This window comes from Sphingomonas benefaciens (genome assembly GCF_052907485.1).
The window spans coordinates 1,035,513-1,051,482 of the sequence record NZ_JBREIC010000001.1; the positions used below are offsets into that span (position 1 = coordinate 1,035,513).

Annotated in this window: 28 protein-coding genes; 1 reads left to right on the forward strand and 27 read right to left on the reverse strand. The window is 66.1% G+C overall.

All coding sequences use genetic code 11. The features are described from left to right. Positions 1-104 precede the first annotated feature (104 nt). Complete coding sequence (locus tag ACU5AX_RS05055) at positions 105-347, reverse strand: hypothetical protein (protein ID WP_446689913.1); 243 nt, start codon at positions 345-347, stop codon at positions 105-107. Positions 348-488: 141 nt separating this feature from the next. Between ACU5AX_RS05055 and ACU5AX_RS05060 the strand changes: the two genes are divergently transcribed. Continuing rightward, the gene (locus tag ACU5AX_RS05060; RefSeq protein ID WP_198352453.1) at positions 489-635 is read left to right on the forward strand and encodes a hypothetical protein; all 147 of its coding nucleotides are present in this window, start codon (positions 489-491) and stop codon (positions 633-635) included. A gap of 173 nt (positions 636-808) precedes the next feature. On the opposite strand, the gene ACU5AX_RS05065 is transcribed toward ACU5AX_RS05060, so the two are convergent. From ACU5AX_RS05065 to rpsJ, 26 genes are all read right to left on the reverse strand, one after another. Next, the gene (locus ACU5AX_RS05065) at positions 809-1,009 is read right to left on the reverse strand and encodes a hypothetical protein (RefSeq protein WP_198352452.1); all 201 of its coding nucleotides are present in this window, start codon (positions 1,007-1,009) and stop codon (positions 809-811) included. Positions 1,010-1,149: 140 nt separating this feature from the next. Next, entirely contained in the window at positions 1,150-2,505 is a 1,356-nt protein-coding gene (locus ACU5AX_RS05070) for a sensor histidine kinase (RefSeq protein WP_446689914.1), read from the reverse strand. Between the two features lie 79 nt (positions 2,506-2,584). Next, on the reverse strand, positions 2,585-3,274 hold the full coding sequence (locus tag ACU5AX_RS05075; RefSeq protein ID WP_198352451.1) for a response regulator transcription factor: 690 nt from the start codon (positions 3,272-3,274) through the stop codon (positions 2,585-2,587). A 255-nt stretch (positions 3,275-3,529) separates the two neighbouring features. Beyond that, positions 3,530-4,180 carry an adenylate kinase gene (locus ACU5AX_RS05080; protein WP_446689915.1) on the reverse strand — a complete coding sequence of 217 codons (651 nt, stop codon included), beginning with the start codon at positions 4,178-4,180 and terminating at the stop codon, positions 3,530-3,532. A 31-nt stretch (positions 4,181-4,211) separates the two neighbouring features. Then, entirely contained in the window at positions 4,212-5,576 is a 1,365-nt protein-coding gene (secY, locus tag ACU5AX_RS05085) for a preprotein translocase subunit SecY (protein WP_446689916.1), read from the reverse strand. 257 nt (positions 5,577-5,833) lie between these two features. Further along, positions 5,834-6,376, reverse strand: a complete 543-nt coding sequence (gene rplO, locus ACU5AX_RS05090; RefSeq protein WP_198352448.1) for a 50S ribosomal protein L15 — start codon at positions 6,374-6,376, stop codon at positions 5,834-5,836. Positions 6,377-6,502: 126 nt separating this feature from the next. Next, a complete protein-coding gene (gene rpmD, locus ACU5AX_RS05095) occupies positions 6,503-6,679 on the reverse strand; it encodes a 50S ribosomal protein L30 (RefSeq protein WP_115377306.1) in 177 nt (58 codons plus the stop codon). 6 nt (positions 6,680-6,685) lie between these two features. Beyond that, the gene (gene rpsE / locus ACU5AX_RS05100; RefSeq protein WP_446689917.1) at positions 6,686-7,438 is read right to left on the reverse strand and encodes a 30S ribosomal protein S5; all 753 of its coding nucleotides are present in this window, start codon (positions 7,436-7,438) and stop codon (positions 6,686-6,688) included. A gap of 2 nt (positions 7,439-7,440) precedes the next feature. Continuing rightward, entirely contained in the window at positions 7,441-7,797 is a 357-nt protein-coding gene (gene rplR, locus ACU5AX_RS05105; protein WP_198352447.1) for a 50S ribosomal protein L18, read from the reverse strand. Beyond that, positions 7,797-8,330: a 50S ribosomal protein L6 gene (gene rplF, locus ACU5AX_RS05110; protein WP_198352446.1), complete on the reverse strand. Its 534-nt coding sequence runs from the start codon at positions 8,328-8,330 to the stop codon at positions 7,797-7,799. Before rplF ends, rplR begins: the two co-directional genes overlap by 1 nt. Further along, positions 8,330-8,725 (reverse strand): 30S ribosomal protein S8, encoded by a 396-nt coding sequence (rpsH, locus tag ACU5AX_RS05115; protein ID WP_198352445.1) that lies wholly within the window; start codon positions 8,723-8,725, stop codon positions 8,330-8,332. The genes rplF and rpsH overlap by 1 nt, the downstream gene beginning before the upstream one ends. 10 nt (positions 8,726-8,735) lie before the next feature. Beyond that, on the reverse strand, positions 8,736-9,041 hold the full coding sequence (rpsN, locus tag ACU5AX_RS05120) for a 30S ribosomal protein S14 (protein WP_198352444.1): 306 nt from the start codon (positions 9,039-9,041) through the stop codon (positions 8,736-8,738). 126 nt (positions 9,042-9,167) lie between these two features. Continuing rightward, complete coding sequence (gene rplE, locus ACU5AX_RS05125) at positions 9,168-9,752, reverse strand: 50S ribosomal protein L5 (protein ID WP_198352443.1); 585 nt, start codon at positions 9,750-9,752, stop codon at positions 9,168-9,170. Next, positions 9,745-10,062 (reverse strand): 50S ribosomal protein L24, encoded by a 318-nt coding sequence (gene rplX, locus ACU5AX_RS05130; protein WP_198352442.1) that lies wholly within the window; start codon positions 10,060-10,062, stop codon positions 9,745-9,747. Before rplX ends, rplE begins: the two co-directional genes overlap by 8 nt. Next, on the reverse strand, positions 10,062-10,430 hold the full coding sequence (gene rplN, locus ACU5AX_RS05135) for a 50S ribosomal protein L14 (protein WP_184059266.1): 369 nt from the start codon (positions 10,428-10,430) through the stop codon (positions 10,062-10,064). The genes rplX and rplN overlap by 1 nt, the downstream gene beginning before the upstream one ends. A 185-nt stretch (positions 10,431-10,615) precedes the next feature. Next, positions 10,616-10,888, reverse strand: a complete 273-nt coding sequence (gene rpsQ / locus ACU5AX_RS05140; protein ID WP_198352441.1) for a 30S ribosomal protein S17 — start codon at positions 10,886-10,888, stop codon at positions 10,616-10,618. A 13-nt stretch (positions 10,889-10,901) separates the two neighbouring features. Beyond that, on the reverse strand, positions 10,902-11,120 hold the full coding sequence (gene rpmC, locus ACU5AX_RS05145; protein ID WP_446689918.1) for a 50S ribosomal protein L29: 219 nt from the start codon (positions 11,118-11,120) through the stop codon (positions 10,902-10,904). Further along, the gene (gene rplP / locus ACU5AX_RS05150) at positions 11,120-11,554 is read right to left on the reverse strand and encodes a 50S ribosomal protein L16 (protein ID WP_198352439.1); all 435 of its coding nucleotides are present in this window, start codon (positions 11,552-11,554) and stop codon (positions 11,120-11,122) included. The genes rpmC and rplP overlap by 1 nt, the downstream gene beginning before the upstream one ends. A 12-nt stretch (positions 11,555-11,566) precedes the next feature. Further along, a complete protein-coding gene (gene rpsC, locus ACU5AX_RS05155; RefSeq protein ID WP_198352438.1) occupies positions 11,567-12,274 on the reverse strand; it encodes a 30S ribosomal protein S3 in 708 nt (235 codons plus the stop codon). Continuing rightward, entirely contained in the window at positions 12,274-12,651 is a 378-nt protein-coding gene (gene rplV, locus ACU5AX_RS05160; RefSeq protein ID WP_115377318.1) for a 50S ribosomal protein L22, read from the reverse strand. The genes rpsC and rplV overlap by 1 nt, the downstream gene beginning before the upstream one ends. Continuing rightward, positions 12,651-12,926: a 30S ribosomal protein S19 gene (gene rpsS / locus ACU5AX_RS05165; RefSeq protein ID WP_198352437.1), complete on the reverse strand. Its 276-nt coding sequence runs from the start codon at positions 12,924-12,926 to the stop codon at positions 12,651-12,653. The genes rplV and rpsS overlap by 1 nt, the downstream gene beginning before the upstream one ends. A 3-nt stretch (positions 12,927-12,929) precedes the next feature. Next, on the reverse strand, positions 12,930-13,766 hold the full coding sequence (rplB, locus tag ACU5AX_RS05170) for a 50S ribosomal protein L2 (protein WP_198352436.1): 837 nt from the start codon (positions 13,764-13,766) through the stop codon (positions 12,930-12,932). 5 nt (positions 13,767-13,771) lie between these two features. Further along, the gene (locus ACU5AX_RS05175; RefSeq protein WP_198352435.1) at positions 13,772-14,083 is read right to left on the reverse strand and encodes a 50S ribosomal protein L23; all 312 of its coding nucleotides are present in this window, start codon (positions 14,081-14,083) and stop codon (positions 13,772-13,774) included. Beyond that, positions 14,076-14,702 carry a 50S ribosomal protein L4 gene (rplD, locus tag ACU5AX_RS05180; protein ID WP_198352434.1) on the reverse strand — a complete coding sequence of 209 codons (627 nt, stop codon included), beginning with the start codon at positions 14,700-14,702 and terminating at the stop codon, positions 14,076-14,078. Before rplD ends, ACU5AX_RS05175 begins: the two co-directional genes overlap by 8 nt. 3 nt (positions 14,703-14,705) lie before the next feature. Further along, positions 14,706-15,443 carry a 50S ribosomal protein L3 gene (rplC, locus tag ACU5AX_RS05185; protein ID WP_446689919.1) on the reverse strand — a complete coding sequence of 246 codons (738 nt, stop codon included), beginning with the start codon at positions 15,441-15,443 and terminating at the stop codon, positions 14,706-14,708. 214 nt (positions 15,444-15,657) lie between these two features. Beyond that, entirely contained in the window at positions 15,658-15,966 is a 309-nt protein-coding gene (rpsJ, locus tag ACU5AX_RS05190) for a 30S ribosomal protein S10 (RefSeq protein ID WP_007406109.1), read from the reverse strand. Positions 15,967-15,970: the final 4 nt, after the last annotated feature.

The following is a 15,970-nucleotide window of genomic DNA, read 5'->3' on the forward strand; positions in this document are numbered from 1 at the left end:
AACCGCCACCGACCCTGATACGCACGCGCGCGGCGCGCGCCAGACAGCGCCGCCGGGACCGGTGTTTCGGAAGGACAGGCAGGTAGGCGCGCGCAAACGTCGTGTCAAGCGATCGGTTCCGCTGCGCGCAGCTTCGTAAGCGCCTGCCACCAGCGACGTAACGCGACCGCAGTCCATAAGAGTTCCACCGCGCCGAACGGCCAAGCGCCTTGCAGGAAGCCGTAGCAGGAACTGAGCAAGCATCCGAAGGCGAAGCCCAGCGTCCACCAAGGCGAACGCGCCTCCATCAGATAACAGAGCAGCATGAAGAGAATGGCGAACAGGCCGAAGAGCGACAGCGGATCCATGACGCCCGACGTGGCGCCCCTAGCCCGCGACGGCAAGGACCGCAGCCGCCGATGATGCCGGGACGGGCCCCATTCTGCCGCATTAACCATTCTTTAGGCGGGTGACGGCAGAACACGCTCGTTCATTGCATGAGAAGCCGCATGTCCGACTCGCTTGTCGCCAGCCGTCGTATTGCCACCAAGATGCAGTCGCCGCTGCCGGCGCAGACCGGTCCGTGGCGCGCACCCGATTTGGTCGAACTGATCGCGCGGATCGATGCCGCGCTGGAAACCCGTCGCGCCGCCTGAGCGCTGCGCCCAAGGCCGTCCGGTATTATGGGCGCAAGACCGCGCCGCCACGCCCTAAGTCGCCTACAGGCAGCGCGAATGTCACGTTGCACTGACGCTGTTACGCAACGCGCGTGGCGTGAATCGGAATGCGCAGCCGCCCGCCGCTCAGCGGCGCCGACGGTCGCGCCCGATCATTGCAGGACGATCGTGCCGGGTGCGGTCAACGCCATCAGCAGCAGCATCGCCGACAGGCCGGCCGACAGGCCGCACAGCACATAGCCGATATATTCGAGCATCGGGGGATTGGCCCGTTGCAGCCGGCGGTTGCGCGACGCCCCCTGCAACACGAAACTGGTCAGCATCCCATAAGTGAAAACGATCGCGCCGAGCATAATGCCCCTTCTTCCCGCTAACGGTCCAAAGCCCCCGCGGCCCCCCGGCCGCACTGTCGCCAAAAGCCTAATCGCGGCGCCCTGACAAACGGTTAACTGCCAATCGCCCGGAAAGCGCGACCAAATCCGGCGACGCCGGGTCAGCGTGGCAGCACGATGCGTGCGATCAGCCCTGGGGCATTGTCGGCGAGCTCGAACCGGCCGTTGTGCAATCGCGCCACCGCCTCGATCAGCGCCATGCCCAATCCGGCGCCCGGAGTCGTCCGCGCCGCATCCAGCCGCCCGAACCGCTTCAGCGCCTGGGCGCGATCCTGCTCGGCGATGCCATTGCCGCGATCCTCGACCTGGATGACGATCTGCGTCGCATCGCCGCTCAGGCGCAGCACCAATTGCCGTCCCGCGGCCGCATGCTTCAAGGCATTGTCGATCAGATTGGTGATCGCCTGGCTGAGCAATTCGCGGTGCAACGGCATCGCCGGCGGCTCGGCGTCGATCGTCACGGTGAACGCCCAGCCGGCCTCCTCGGCGACCGGGCCGTACAGGTCGGCGATCTCCTCGATCAGCTCGAGCGGCTCGACCAGGGTGAAGCGATCACGCGACACCGATTCGGACCGGCTGATCTCGATGACCATGGTCAGCATCCGCATCACCAGATCGGTCTCGACCAGCAAGCCGCCGAGCGCCGCCTCGCGTTGCGCCGGATCGGCGATCAACACCGCCTGTTCCGTCTTGGTGCGCAATCGGGCGAGCGGCGACCGCAAATCGTGTGCCATGCTGTCGGTGACGACGCGCAGCTCGACCATGACGCGCTCCAGCTTCTGAAGCATGCGGTTGAGCTGTTCGGCCAGCCGGTCGAAACCATCGCCATGGCCGCCGCCCACCGGCACGCGGCGCGACAGGTCGCCCTCCCCCGCTGCCTCGATCACCGCCGCGATCCGGCCGAGCCGCCTGCCGACATATTGCGCCAGGACGAGACCCGCACCGATGCCGAGCAGCAGCGACAGCAGGATGGCGACCGCCAGCGCCCGCTCGATCGCATGCTGCTCCGCCTGCACGAGATCGAGGCTGCGTCCGACGATCAGCCAGTCATCACCGATCCGGTGCAGCGCATAGCCGACGTCGCTGGTCGCGTCCGAACCGTCGAGATCGGCGACCCGGAAGGTGGCGGCCGTCAGGGGAACGGGAAGCCGGGCCGGGCCGTAACCGAACACGCGCCGCGAGCGGGCGTCGAAGACCGCGAGCAGCAGCGAGGTGTCGCCGGGGGCGCGACCGTCGCCGATCGCCTCGCGCACCGCGTCCATGCCGCCGGTGCGGTAGAGCGCGCGCATCGCATCGGACTTCTCGATCGTCTCGCGGCGCACCGTGCCGATCGCGGCATCGTGCGTTTGCTTCCAGACGAAGCCGACGAGGACGAGATTGGAGACAACCGCCAGCGCGATCGACAGCAGGGCGATGCGCGCGGTGACCGACAGGCGCATGCCATGGCCAAGGGTCATGGCCGAAACCCGCGCGACGTCGGCGCCGGGCCCGTCATGCAACCGACCGGCGCGCAGCGACGATCATCCGGCCGGACGATCAGTCCGCCGCCAGCCGGTAGCCAGCACCGCGCACGGTATGGAGGATCGGCGAACCGAAGCCGTCCTCCAGCTTGCGACGCAGCCGGCCGATATGCACGTCGACGACGTTGGAGCCGGGATCGAAATGGTAGTTCCAGATCTTCTCCAGCATCATCGTCCGCGTCACCACCTGTCCGGCGTGGCGAGCGAGGAATTCGAGCAGGTTGAATTCGCGCGCGCCGAGCGGGATCGTGCGGCCCGCCCGTGTGACATGCCGGGCGAGCAGGTCGATCTCGAGGTCGCCGACCGCCAGCCGCGTGCGCGTCGGTTCGGCTGCGGCGCGATCGGTGCGGCGGACCAGCGCTTCGATCCGCGCCGACAGTTCGGCGAAGGAGAAGGGCTTGCAGAGATAGTCGTCCGCGCCGGCCTTGAGCCCATCGACCCGGTCGTCGACGGCGGCGAGCGCGGACAGAACCAGCACCGGCGTCGCGATGCCGGCGGCGCGGATCGCGCTCACCATCGACAGTCCGTCGATGCCCGGCAGCATGCGGTCGGCGATGACCAGGTCGAAGATGCCTTCGCTCGCCAGGAACAGCCCGTCGCGGCCATCGTGCGCCGTCTCGACGGTATAGCCGGCTTCCGACAGTCCCTTGGCCAGATAAGCGGAGGTCGAGCTGTCATCTTCGACGATCAGGATCTTCCGGGTCACGCGTCCTTCCCCTCGTGCCGCAACCTATGACGGGAAAGGCCGGCGGAAAGCAACTCTCCGCCGGCCCCCCACGGCACCCCCGGGAGTGTCGGGCACCGATCCTGTCGAAACTGCGTCGGCCGGAACGGCCTAGTTGCGACCTCTAGTCGGAACTGCCTGCCATCGCGATGAAATCAATATGAAAAAGGTGTCATGTTCGCGTCACAGCCGGGCCGCGACCGGCCCCGCCGGCGCGTGCCGGAAGCGGTCGCGGGCTCAGCCGCGACCGTCGAGGATCGTGTCGATCGCCTGCGCGACATGGTCGATGTCGGCCATGCCGTTGACGCGATGGACCAACCCGCGGCTTTCGTAGATCGGCAGGATCGGCGCGGTCTTGGCGCGATATTCGGCCATGCGCGTGCGCACGGTTTCGGCATTGTCGTCCGGCCGGCGCTTGAATTCGGTCGATCCGCAGACGTCGCAGACGCCCGCCACCTTGGGCAGCTTGAACCGGTCGTGATAGCCGGTGCCGCACACCGCGCAGGTGTAGCGCCCCTCGACGCGTTCGATCAGGGCCGCCTCGTCGACCTCCAGTTCGATGACGAAGTCGAGCGTCTGGTCGCGCTCGTCGAGGAGGCCGTCGAGCGACGCCGCCTGCGCCGCGGTCCGCGGATAGCCGTCGAAGATCGCGCCGCCACCGATGCCCTGATCGAGCCGCTCGCCGATCAGTGCGGAGACGATCGCGTCGGAGACGAGCTGACCGGCGTCCATCACCGCCTTCGCCTGCTGGCCGACCGGCGAGCCCGCCTTGACCGCGGCGCGCAGCATGTCGCCGGTCGACAGCTGCACCATGCCGCGGGTCGTCATCAGCCGCTGCGCCTGGGTGCCCTTGCCCGCCCCCGGCGGCCCGAGAAGGATGATGTTCACGCGTTGATCCCCTTTTCCGTCGATGACCCGCTCAGCGCAGGCGTCCGCCCTTCAGCTTCGCCTTCTTGATCAGGTCGCCATATTGGTGGGCGAGCAGGTGGCTCTGGATCTGCGTCACCGTGTCCATCGTCACGTTGACGACGATGAGCAGGCTGGTGCCGCCGAGATAGAAGGGAATCGACAAGGCCGAAACGAGATATTCGGGGAGGAGGCAGATGATGACCAGATAGGCGGCACCGATCACGGTGATGCGCGTCAGGACATAATCGAAATAGGTCTCGGTGTTCTTGCCCGGCCGGATGCCGGGGATGAAGCCGCCGTAGCGCTTCAGATTGTCCGCAGTCTCTTCCGGATTGAAGACGACGGCGGTGTAGAAGAACGAGAAGAAGATGATGCCCGCGGCGTAGAGCGCCATGTACACCGGGCTGCCGTGCTGCAGATACTGGTTGAGGGTGATGATGAAGTCACCCCATTTGCTCTCGCCCGCGACGTGCTGGCCGGCGAACTGGCTGATCGTCAGCGGCATCAGCAGCAGCGACGAGGCGAAGATCGGCGGGATCACGCCCGCGGTGTTGAGCTTCAGCGGCAGATGGCTGCGATCCGCCTGCATGCCGCGTTGCGTCTGGCGCTTGGGATATTGGATCAGGATGCGGCGCTGCGCCCGCTCCATGAAGCAGATGAACAGGACCAGGAAGACGACCGCGGCGATGATGCCGATCAGGCGCACCGCATCGATCGACCCCGACCGCCCGCCCTCGAGCAAATTGACCAATGTGGTCGGCAGATGGGCGACGATGCCGGCCATGATGATCAGGCTGGTGCCGTTGCCAATGCCGCGGCTGGTGATCTGCTCGCCCAGCCACATCAGGAACATGGTGCCGCCGATCAGCGAGATGACCGCCGCGATGCGGAAGGTCATGCCCGGCTCGATCACCGCCTGCACGCCCTGGCTGGCGCCGAACGCCTCCAGGCCGACGGCGATGAAATAGCCCTGCACTGCGGTCAGCGCGACCGTGCCGTAGCGGGTATATTGGTTGAGCTTCTTGCGCCCCGATTCGCCTTCCTTCTTGATCGCGGCGAGCTGCGGCGACAGCGAGGTCGCGAGCTGCACGACGATCGAGGCGGTGATGTACGGCATCACGCCCAGCGCGATCAGCGACATGCGGGTCAGCGCGCCGCCCGAGAAGGTGTTGAAGAAGTCGAGCACACCGCCGCTGGTCCGCTGCGACAGCTGGCCGAGCACCGTCGGGTCGATACCCGGCAGCGGCACGTAGCTGAGCAGGCGGAAGACGATCAGCGCGCCGATCGTAAACCAAAGCCGCTTCTTGAGGTCGGTGGCCTGGGCGAACTTCGCCAGGCTGATGCTTTGCGCCATCTGGTCGGCTGCGGATGCCATGCGTGTCGGTGTCCTGGAAACAGAAACGGCGGGTAAGCGTGTGTCCGCCCCCGCCGCTCATATAGGCGCTTGATGCGCCTTGTCTAATGCCCGGCGTTGTCCTTGCCTGCAGGCAGGCATGCCGTCGCTCCCATCCGTCACCCCGGACTTGTTCCGGGGTCCACCGTTCCGCATGCGCCGCGACCGACGCTGAGGAGGACGGGTGGATGCCGAAACACGTCCGGCATGACGCAGAAAGAACGACGGCGGGAAGCAGGTCAGGCCTTGAACGACGCCTTCTTTTCCTGGCGCGCCTTGTACTGCACGCCCTTCTTGGCGGCAGCCTTCTCCGACGCCGGGACGATCGTCGGCACGTCGACCGAGCCGCCGGCCTTCTCGATCATCTCGCGCGCCGAGGCGGAGACGCCGGCGACGGTGAACGCCAGCTTGGCGGTCAGATCGCCCTTGCCGAGCAGACGGACGCCGTCCTTGCCGCCACGCACCAGACCGGCCGCCTTCAGCGCCGCCTGGTCGATCGTGCCCTCGGCCTTCAGCTTGCCCGAATCGATCGCCTTCTGGATCGCGCCGGTGTTCACCGTCGCATAATCCTTGGCAAAGATGTTGTTGAAGCCGCGCTTCGGCAGACGCATGTGGAGCGGCATCTGGCCGCCCTCGAAGCCGGCGATGCTGACGCCCTCGCGGCTCTTCTGACCCTTGACGCCGCGGCCGCCGGTCTTGCCCTTGCCCGAGCCGATGCCGCGGCCGACGCGGATCTTGGACTTGCGGGCACCCTGGTTGTCGCGGAGTTCATTGAGCTTCATGATATGCACTCGCTTTCGCTTTTGTCGCGCTCCCGGCGACTAGGCCGGGTGGTGGAAAAATCGGAAAAAGGAAGGGGGCTGGTTAGCCCCCTTCCCCGTATTTGTCACTAGGTCGGATACGGGTGTTTAGCCCTGAACCTCAACCATGTGCTGGACCTTGCGGATCATGCCGCGGACCTCGGGGGTATCCTCGAGCTCCGACACCTTGTGCATCTTGTTGAGGCCAAGGCCGACCAGCGTCGCGCGCTGGTCCTTGGTGCGGCGGATCGGCGAACCGGTCTGCTTGATCTTGATCGTCGCCATCGTGCGTTACTCCGTGACGGCCGCGGCTTCGGCCTCGGCGACGCCCTTGTCGGCACCACCGCGACCGAGCAGGTCGGCGATCTTCTTGCCACGACGCTGAGCGACCGCCTTCGGCGAAGTCTGGTCGGTCAGCGCCTCGAAGGTGGCGCGGATCATGTTGTACGGGTTCGAGGTCCCGATCGACTTGGTCACCACGTCGGCGACGCCCAGGCTCTCGAAGATGGCGCGCATCGGGCCACCCGCGATGATGCCGGTGCCCTGCGGCGCCGAGCGGACGGTGACGCGGCCGGCACCGAAGTGGCCGTTGCCGTCATGGTGCAAGGTACGACCCTCGCGCAGCGGCACGCGGACCATCGCCTTCTTCGCCGAAGCGGTCGCCTTGGAAATGGCTTCCGGCACTTCGCGTGCCTTGCCATGACCGAAGCCGACCCGGCCCTTGCCGTCGCCGACGACGACCAGTGCCGCGAAGCCGAAGCGCTTGCCGCCCTTCACCGTCTTCGAGACGCGGTTGATGTGGACCAGCTTCTCGATCAGCTCTTCGCCGCCATCGTCCTGACCGCCACGACGGTCGTCGCGACGACCGCGGTTGCCGTCACGGCCGCCACGATTGCCGCCCGGACCACCCGGACCGCGACCGCCGCCACGACCGCCACGCGGACCGCGACCGCCGCCCGGACCGCCGAAGCCGCTCTGGCCCTGCTGCGCATCCTGCGGCGCGCCTTCAGCCGCTGCGGGCTGCACGTTGTTGTCGTCAGCCATCTTTAGAACTCCAGTCCGGCTTCACGAGCCGCTTCGGCGAGCGCCTTGACGCGGCCGTGGAACAGGAAGCCACCGCGGTCGAACACGACCTGCGTGACACCGGCCGCCTTCGCCGCTTCCGCGACGCGCTTGCCGACCTCGGTCGCCGCAGCGACGTTGGCGCCCGACGTGTCGCGCGCACCCTTTTCCAGCGTCGAGGCCGAGGCGACGGTCTTGCCCGCCTCGTCGTCGATCACCTGGGCGTAGATGTGCTTGCCCGAACGATGCACCGAGAGCCGCGCACGGCCACCGGCACGCGCCTTCAGCGCGGTACGATTGCGCCGACGGCGCTTCTCGAACAGAGAGAGACCCTTGGTCATTACTTCTTCTTCCCTTCCTTGCGGAAGATGAACTCGCCGTCGTACTTGATGCCCTTACCCTTGTACGGCTCCGGCTTGCGCCAGCGACGGATCTCGGCGGCCAGCTGGCCGACCTTCTGCTTGTCCGAACCGCTGATCTCGACGGTGGTGGCGTCCGGCGTCTTCACCTCGATGCCTTCCGGCACGTCGATGTTGACGTCGTGGCTGTAGCCGAGCTGCAGCTTCAGGGTCTTGCCCTGCGCCGCGGCGCGGTAGCCGACGCCGGTGATGACCAGCTTCTTTGAGAAGCCGGTGGTGACGCCGGTCACCAGGTTCTGCACCAGCGTGCGCTGCATGCCCCAGAAGGCGCGGGCGCGCTTGGTGTCGTTCGCCGGCTGCACGCCGATGGCGTCCGACTGGACGTCATAGGCGATCTCGTCGGCGAGCGGCATCGACAGGGTGCCCTTGGGCCCCTTCACGCTCAGCACCTTGTCGGCGACGGTCGCGGTCACGCCCGCGGGGATCGCGACGGACTTCTTACCGATGCGGCTCATCAGAACACCTCCGCCAGCACTTCGCCGCCGACGTTCTGCTCGCGCGCTTCCGCGTCCGAGAGAACACCGCGCGGGGTCGACACGATGGTGATGCCCAGGCCGTTGCGCACGCGCGGCAGGTCCTGCGCGCCCGAATAGATGCGACGGCCGGGCTTCGAGACGCGCGCGACGTGCTTGATCGCCGGCTGGCCCTCGAAATACTTCAGCTCGACGCGGATGCCGGCCGCGGGGCCCATCTGCTCTTCGCTGTAGCCACGGATATAGCCTTCGCGCTGCAGAACGTCGAGCACGCGGACGCGCAGCTTCGACGCCGGCGTCAGGACGGAGTCCTTGCGCGCGCGCTGGCCATTGCGGATGCGGGTGAGCAGGTCACCCAGGGGATCGGTCACTGCCATGATCTAATCCTTACCAGCTCGACTTCGTGAGGCCGGGGATCATGCCCTTGTTGGCAAGATCGCGCAGCATGACGCGAGCAAGACGGAACTTGCGGTAATAAGCGCGGGGACGGCCGGTGATCTCGCAGCGGTTGCGGATCCGGGTCGGGTTCGCGTTGCGCGGCAGTTCCGCCATCTTGAGGCGGGCGATCAGGCGCTCGCTTTCGTCCAGGCTCTCATCGTTAGCCTGGGCTTTCAGCTTCGCATATTTGCCGGCATATTGCTTCACCAGCTTCTTGCGACGCTCGTTCTTGTTGATCGAACTCAGTTTCGCCATGGACTTAAGCTCTTCCTATGTAACTCCCCTCCCGCTTGCGGGAGAGGTCGGGGGAGGGAAGGACCGACACGAACTACGCTCGCTGAGCCCCTCCCCTAGCCCCTCCCGCAAGCGGGAGGGGAACCCTTATGCCGCCTTCTTCTCTTCGGCGGCCTCGGGCTGCGGGAACGGGAAGCCGAACAGACGGAGCAGCTCGCGCGCCTCGTCGTCGGTCTTCGCCGTGGTGGTGACGATCACGTCCATGCCGCGCACCTTGTCGACGCGATCATAGCTGATCTCGGGGAAAATGATCTGCTCCTTGATGCCGCAGGCATAGTTGCCGCGACCGTCAAAGCTCTTCGGGTTCAGACCACGGAAGTCGCGCACGCGGGGCAGCGCGATGGTGATGAAGCGGTCGAGGAACTCGTACATGCGCTCGCGGCGAAGGGTGACCTTCACGCCGATCGGCATGCCTTCACGCAGCTTGAACTGCGCGATCGACTTCTTCGCCTTGGTGATCACCGGCTTCTGGCCCGCGATCAGCTCCATCTCGGACGCGGCCTGGTCGACGCGCTTCTTGTCCTGGGTCGCCTCGCCGACGCCCATGTTGAGCACGATCTTCTCGATCCGCGGGATCTCGTTGACGTTCTTGTACCCGAACTTCTCGACCATCGCCTTGACGATCGTGTCCTCGTAGATCCCCTTCATCCGGGGCTTGTAGGCATCAGCCATCGATCTTCTCCCCGGACTTCACGGCCACGCGGACCTTCTTGCCATCCTGCATCTCGAAACGGACGCGGGTCGGCTTGCCGTCGGCGGTCACGTGCGCGACCTTCGAGATATGCAGCGGCGCTTCGACGCGCTCCAGGCCACCCTGCGGGTTCGCCTGGGTCGGCTTGCGGTGGCGCGTCGCAACGTTGACGCCGCCGACGACGACCTTGCCGTCCTTCGGCATCGCCTGGGTCACGGTGCCGGTCTTGCCCTTGTCCTTGCCGGACAGGACGATGACCTGGTCACCCTTCTTGATCTTCGCGGCGGCCATTACAGCACCTCGGGAGCGAGAGAGATGATCTTCATGTGCTTCTTGCCACGCAGCTCGCGCACCACCGGGCCGAAGATACGGGTGCCGATCGGCTCCTCGTTCTTGTTGACCAGAACGGCAGCGTTGCTGTCGAAGCGGATGGTCGAGCCATCGGCACGGTGGATGTCCTTGGCGGTGCGGACGATGACGGCGCGGTGCACGTCACCCTTCTTCACGCGACCGCGCGGCTGCGCTTCCTTGATGCTGACGACGATGATGTCGCCGACCGATGCCGTGCGACGCTTCGAGCCGCCCAGCACCTTGATGCACTGCACCCGCTTCGCGCCGCTATTGTCAGCGACGTCGAGATTGGACTGCATCTGGATCATCGATCCTGCTTCCTTCTCTTCTTGGGCTGGATTCCGACCCAGCCCGGCCTAAAAAAAACGACCCCGGCGGCGGGCGAACCCGCGCCAGGGGGAGCGGCCCCATAGCCGCCCCGGTGGCAGAGGGCAAGCCCCCTGCCCGCCGATCACAATCGGGTCATCCCGGTCGATGCCGGGACGACGGCCGATTACGCGTCGACGTCGACCCGCTCCGGCGTCGCATGGGTGTTCACCCGATCGAGCACCTTCCAGGTCTTGAGCTTCGACATCGGCGCGATCTCTTCGATGCGCACGGTCTCGCCCTGCTTGTACTCATTCGCCTCGTCATGGGCGTGATACTTCTTCGAACGGCGGATGATCTTGCCGTAGAGCGGGTGCTTCACCTTACGCTCGACGTTCACCACCACCGTCTTGTCGCCCTTGTCGGAGACGATCAGCCCGGTCAGCACGCGCTTCGGCATGTGCCTTGGTCCTTTACTTGGCGGCCGAAGCGCTGGTGCGCTTGGCCTGCAGGGTCTTGATCCGCGCGATGTCGCGGCGGACTTCCTTCACGCGGCTCGGCTTCTCGAGCTGGTTGGTCGCAGCCTGGAAGCGCAGGTTGAACTGCTCGCGCTTCAGGTTGCCCAGGCTCTCGACGAGCTGGTCGTCGCTCTGGCCGTTGAAATCGGTCCCGTTCTTCTTGCTCTGGGCCATTACTCGCCTCCGAGGTGCGAGGTGTCGCCCAGGCGGGCAACGACCTTGGTCTTGATGGGGAGCTTCATCGCGGCGCGCTCGAACGCCTCCGCGGCGATCTTGCCTTCGACGCCGTCGAGCTCGAACAGGATACGGCCCGGCTTGACGCGCGCCGCCCAATATTCGGGCGAGCCCTTGCCCGAGCCCATGCGGACTTCGGCAGGCTTGGTCGACACCGGCACGTCCGGGAACACGCGGATCCACAAACGCCCCTGGCGCTTGATGTGACGCGTGATCGCGCGGCGGGCCGCCTCGATCTGGCGGGCGGTGATCCGCTCCGGCTCCATGGCCTTCAGGCCATAGGCGCCGAAGTTCAGCGTGGTGCCGCCCTTCGCATCGCCGTGGATGCGGCCCTTGAAGGCCTTGCGGAACTTGGTGCGCTTTGGTTGCAGCATCTCTTCTCGTCCTTAACGGCGGTCGTCGCGCGCCGGGCGAACGCCGGAGGTCTGAGCCTCCATCATCAGCCGGTCGGTCGCCATCGGGTCGTGACCCAGGATCTCGCCCTTGAACACCCAGACCTTGACGCCGCAGACGCCGTAGGACGTGTGCGCTTCGGCCTCGGCATAATCGATGTTCGCGCGGAGCGTGTGCAGCGGCACGCGGCCCTCACGATAGCTCTCGGTGCGCGCGATCTCGGCGCCGCCCAGACGGCCGCCGCACTGCACGCGGATGCCCTCGGCACCCAGACGCAGCGCCGACTGCACCGCGCGCTTCATGGCGCGGCGGAACGCGATACGACGCTCCAGCTGGTCGGCGATGCCCTGCGCGACGAGACGCGCATCGACTTCCGGCTTGCGGATTTCGACGATGTTCAGCGACACGTCCGAGCTGGTCATCGCGCCGAGCGTCTTGCGCAGCTTCTCGATGTCCGAGCCCTTCTTGCCGATGATGACACCGGGACGGGCGGCGAAGATCGAGATGCGGCACAGCTTGGCCGGACGCTCGATCACCACCTTGGAGATCGCCGCCTGCGGCAGCGTCTTCATGATGTACTGACGGATCTTGAGATCCTCCAGCAGCAGCCGGCCATAGTCATGGCCTTCCGCGAACCAGCGGCTGTCCCAGGTGCGGTTGATCTGCAGGCGCAGACCGATCGGGTTGCTCTTCTGACCCATTATGCTTCTTCCTGCTCGCGCACGACGATGCGCAGACGGCTGAACGGCTTCAGGATGCGCGTCGACTTGCCGCGGCCACGCGTGGCGAAGCGCTTCATGGTGATCGACTTGCCGACCGACGCCTCGGCGACGACGAGCGCGTCGACGTCGAGGTTGTGGTTGTTCTCGGCATTGGCGATCGCCGAAGCGAGCACCTTGCGCGCGTCCACCGCCATCGCCTTCTTCGAGAAGGCGAGGATGTTGAGCGCGTCGCCGGCCTTCTTGCCGCGGATCAGGCCCGCGACCAGGTTCAGCTTCTGCGCCGACCCACGGATCTGGGTGCCGACGGACAGGGCCGACTTGTCGTCGACCTTGCGGGGGGACTGAGGCTTGCTCATCAGCGCTTGCCCTTCTTGTCAGCCGCGTGACCCGGGAAATAGCGGGTCGGCGCGAACTCGCCGAGCTTCATGCCGACCATGTCCTCGTTGACCGAGACGGGCACAAACTTGCGGCCGTTGTAGACCGAGAACGTCAGACCGACGAACTGCGGCAGGATGGTGGAGCGACGCGACCAGGTCTTGATCGGCGCACGGCCACCGGCATCCTGCGCGGCTTCGGCCTTCTTGAGCAGGCTCAGTTCGACGAACGGGCCCTTCCAAACAGAACGAGCCATCTATCAGCCCTTCTTCTTCGCGTGACGGCTGCGGATGATCATCTTGTCCGTCGCCTTGTTGTGACGGGTGCGCGCACCCTTCGTCGGCTTGCCCCACGGGGTGACCGGATGACGGCCGCCCGAGGTCCGGCCTTCACCACCGCCGTGCGGGTGGTCGACCGGGTTCTTGGCGACGCCGCGGGTCAGCGGGCGCTTACCCATCCAGCGCGAACGCCCGGCCTTGCCGAGGTTCTGGTTCTGGTTGTCCGGATTGGACACCGCGCCGACCGTCGCCATGCACTCGCCGTGGATGTAGCGCTGCTCGCCCGAGTTCAGGCGAACGATCACCATGCCGCGATCGCGGCCGACGACCTGCACATAGGTGCCGGCCGAACGGGCGATCTGGCCACCCTTCATCGGCTTCATCTCCACGTTGTGGACGATGGTGCCGACCGGCATCTGGCCCAGCTCCATGGCGTTGCCCGGCTTCACGTCGGTCTTCTTGCCCGCGACGACCTTGTCGCCGGGCGCGAGACGCTGCGGCGCCAGGATGTAGGCCAGCTCGTCGTCGGCATACTTGACCAGCGCGATGAACGCGGTGCGGTTCGGATCGTACTCGAGCCGCTCGACGGTGCCCTCGACGTCCCACTTGCGACGCTTGAAGTCGACGTAGCGGTACTTCTGCTTGTGACCGCCCGCGATGCCGCGGCTGGTCACATGGCCCTTGTTGTTGCGGCCACCGGTCTTGCGCTTGCCTTCGGTCAGCGCCTTGACCGGCTTGCCCTTATAGAGCGCCGACTTGTCGACGAGGATGAGGCCGCGGCGGGCCGGGCTCGTCGGGTTATAATGCTTAAGTGCCATGGCCCTTAGATCCCCGTCGTCACGTCGATGGACTGGCCATCCTTGAGGGTGACGATCGCCTTCTTCATGTCCGAACGCTGGTAGGGAGCACCCTTCCAACGCTTGGTCTTGCCCTTCTGGACGATCGTGTTGACGCCGGTCACGGTGACGTCGAACAGAGCTTCGACGGCAGCCTTGATCTGCGGCTTGGTCGCGTCGTTGGCGACCTTGAACACGACGGCGTTCTGCTCGCTGAGCAGGGTCGCCTTCTCGGTGATGTGCGGCGCGACGATCACGTCATAGTGACGGTTGTCGACAGCCTTCTGCTGCTTAGCCATTGAAGCGGGCCTCCAGCTTTTCGACCGCGGCGCGGGTCAGCACCAGCGTGTCAGCCTTCAGGATGTCATAGACGTTGGCACCGATCGCCGGGAGGACGTTGACCTCGCGGAGGTTGCCGGCGGCGAGCGCGAAGCTGGTCTCGACGGCGTCGCCATCGATGACGAGCGCGGTCTTGCCGAAGCCGAGCTTGGCCAGATCGCCCTTCAGCGTCTTGGTCTTGTTGCCGTCGACCACCAGGCTGTCCATGACGATCAGCGAGCCGGCCTTGGCATGGCTCGACAGCGCCATCTTCAGACCCAGCGCGCGGATCTTCTTGTTCAGCGACGGATTGAAGTCGCGAACGCGGGCACCGTGAGCCTTACCACCGCCGATGAAGACGGGAGCGCGACGATCGCCGTGACGGGCGACACCGCCGCCCTTCTGGCGACCCAGCTTCTTGCCCGAGCGGGCGACATCGGCACGCTCGCGGGTGCCGCGCGCGGTGGCGCGACGCTTTTCTAGCTGCCAGGTGACGACGCGATGCAGGACGTCAGCGCGCGGATCGAGGCCGAAGACCTCGTCGTTGAGCTCGACATCCGCCGCGGCGGAACCGGCGAAGGACTTGACTGCGACCTTCACTTCTTAGCCCTCCTGGCCAGCGGTGGCTTCCGGAGCGGGCTCGGCAGAAGCGACATTGTTGTTTGCGGCGCTCTTCAGCCCGGCAGGCATCGGCGCATCGGCGTGATGGGCGACCTTGACCGCGTCCTTGACGAACAGCCAGCCGCCCTTCGAGCCGGGGACCGAGCCCTTGACGAAGATCAGGCCGCGCTCGACGTCGGTGCCGACGATCTCGAGGTTCTGCTGGGTGCGGTTCTTGTCGCCCATGTGGCCGGCCATCTTCTTGTTCTTGAAGACGCGACCCGGGTCCTGGCGGTTACCGGTCGAACCGTGCGAGCGATGCGACACCGACACGCCGTGCGTCGCGCGCAGACCGCCGAAGTTCCAGCGCTTCATCGCGCCGGCGAAACCCTTACCCTGGGTACGACCCTGGATGTCGACCAGCTGGCCGGCGACGAAGTGGTCGGCCGACAGTTCGGCGCCGACGTCGAGGAGATTGTCCTCGGTGACGCGGAATTCGGCGACCACCGCCTTCGGCTCGACCTCGGCCTTGCCGAAGTGGCCGCGCTGCGGCTTGGCGACATTCTTGGCCTTGGCGACGCCTGCGCCAAGCTGGACGGCGGTGTAGCCGTCGGTATTCATCTCGCGGCGGGCGATGACCTGCAGGCCTTCGAGTTGCAGGACGGTGACCGGCACGTGGCGGCCGTCATCCTGGAACAGGCGGGTCATCCCCATCTTCTTCGCGATCACGCCGGTGCGCATGATCCACACTCCTCACAGAGGCACGCCCGAACCATTCGGACGTGCGTGTCGACCCGGAAATGCGAAGCGTGCCCCCGTCCCGGGCCGGTTGTCCTCACAGCACTATGCTCAAGAACATGACGGGAGACGCTGCCCTGACTGCCGAAGCGGTCAGCGGTATCTCAAATGCCATCGCGCCGCGGGACCGGAGTCGACCGCAGCGCGTGGGCAGCCCTTACGCGAGCTTGATCTCGACGTCAACGCCGGCGGCGAGGTCGAGCTTCATCAGCGCGTCGACCGTCTGCGGGGTCGGCTGCACGATGTCGAGCATGCGCTTGTAGGTGCGCACCTCGAACTGCTCGCGCGACTTCTTGTCGATGTGCGGGCCGCGGTTGACGGTGAACTTCTCGATACGGGTCGGCAGCGGAATCGGGCCGCGGATGAGCGCGCCGGTGCGACGCGCGGTGTCGGCGATGTCGCCGGTCGCCTGGTCGAGAACGCGATGGTCGAACGCCTTGAGGCGGATGCGGATGTTGCTGTCCATGATC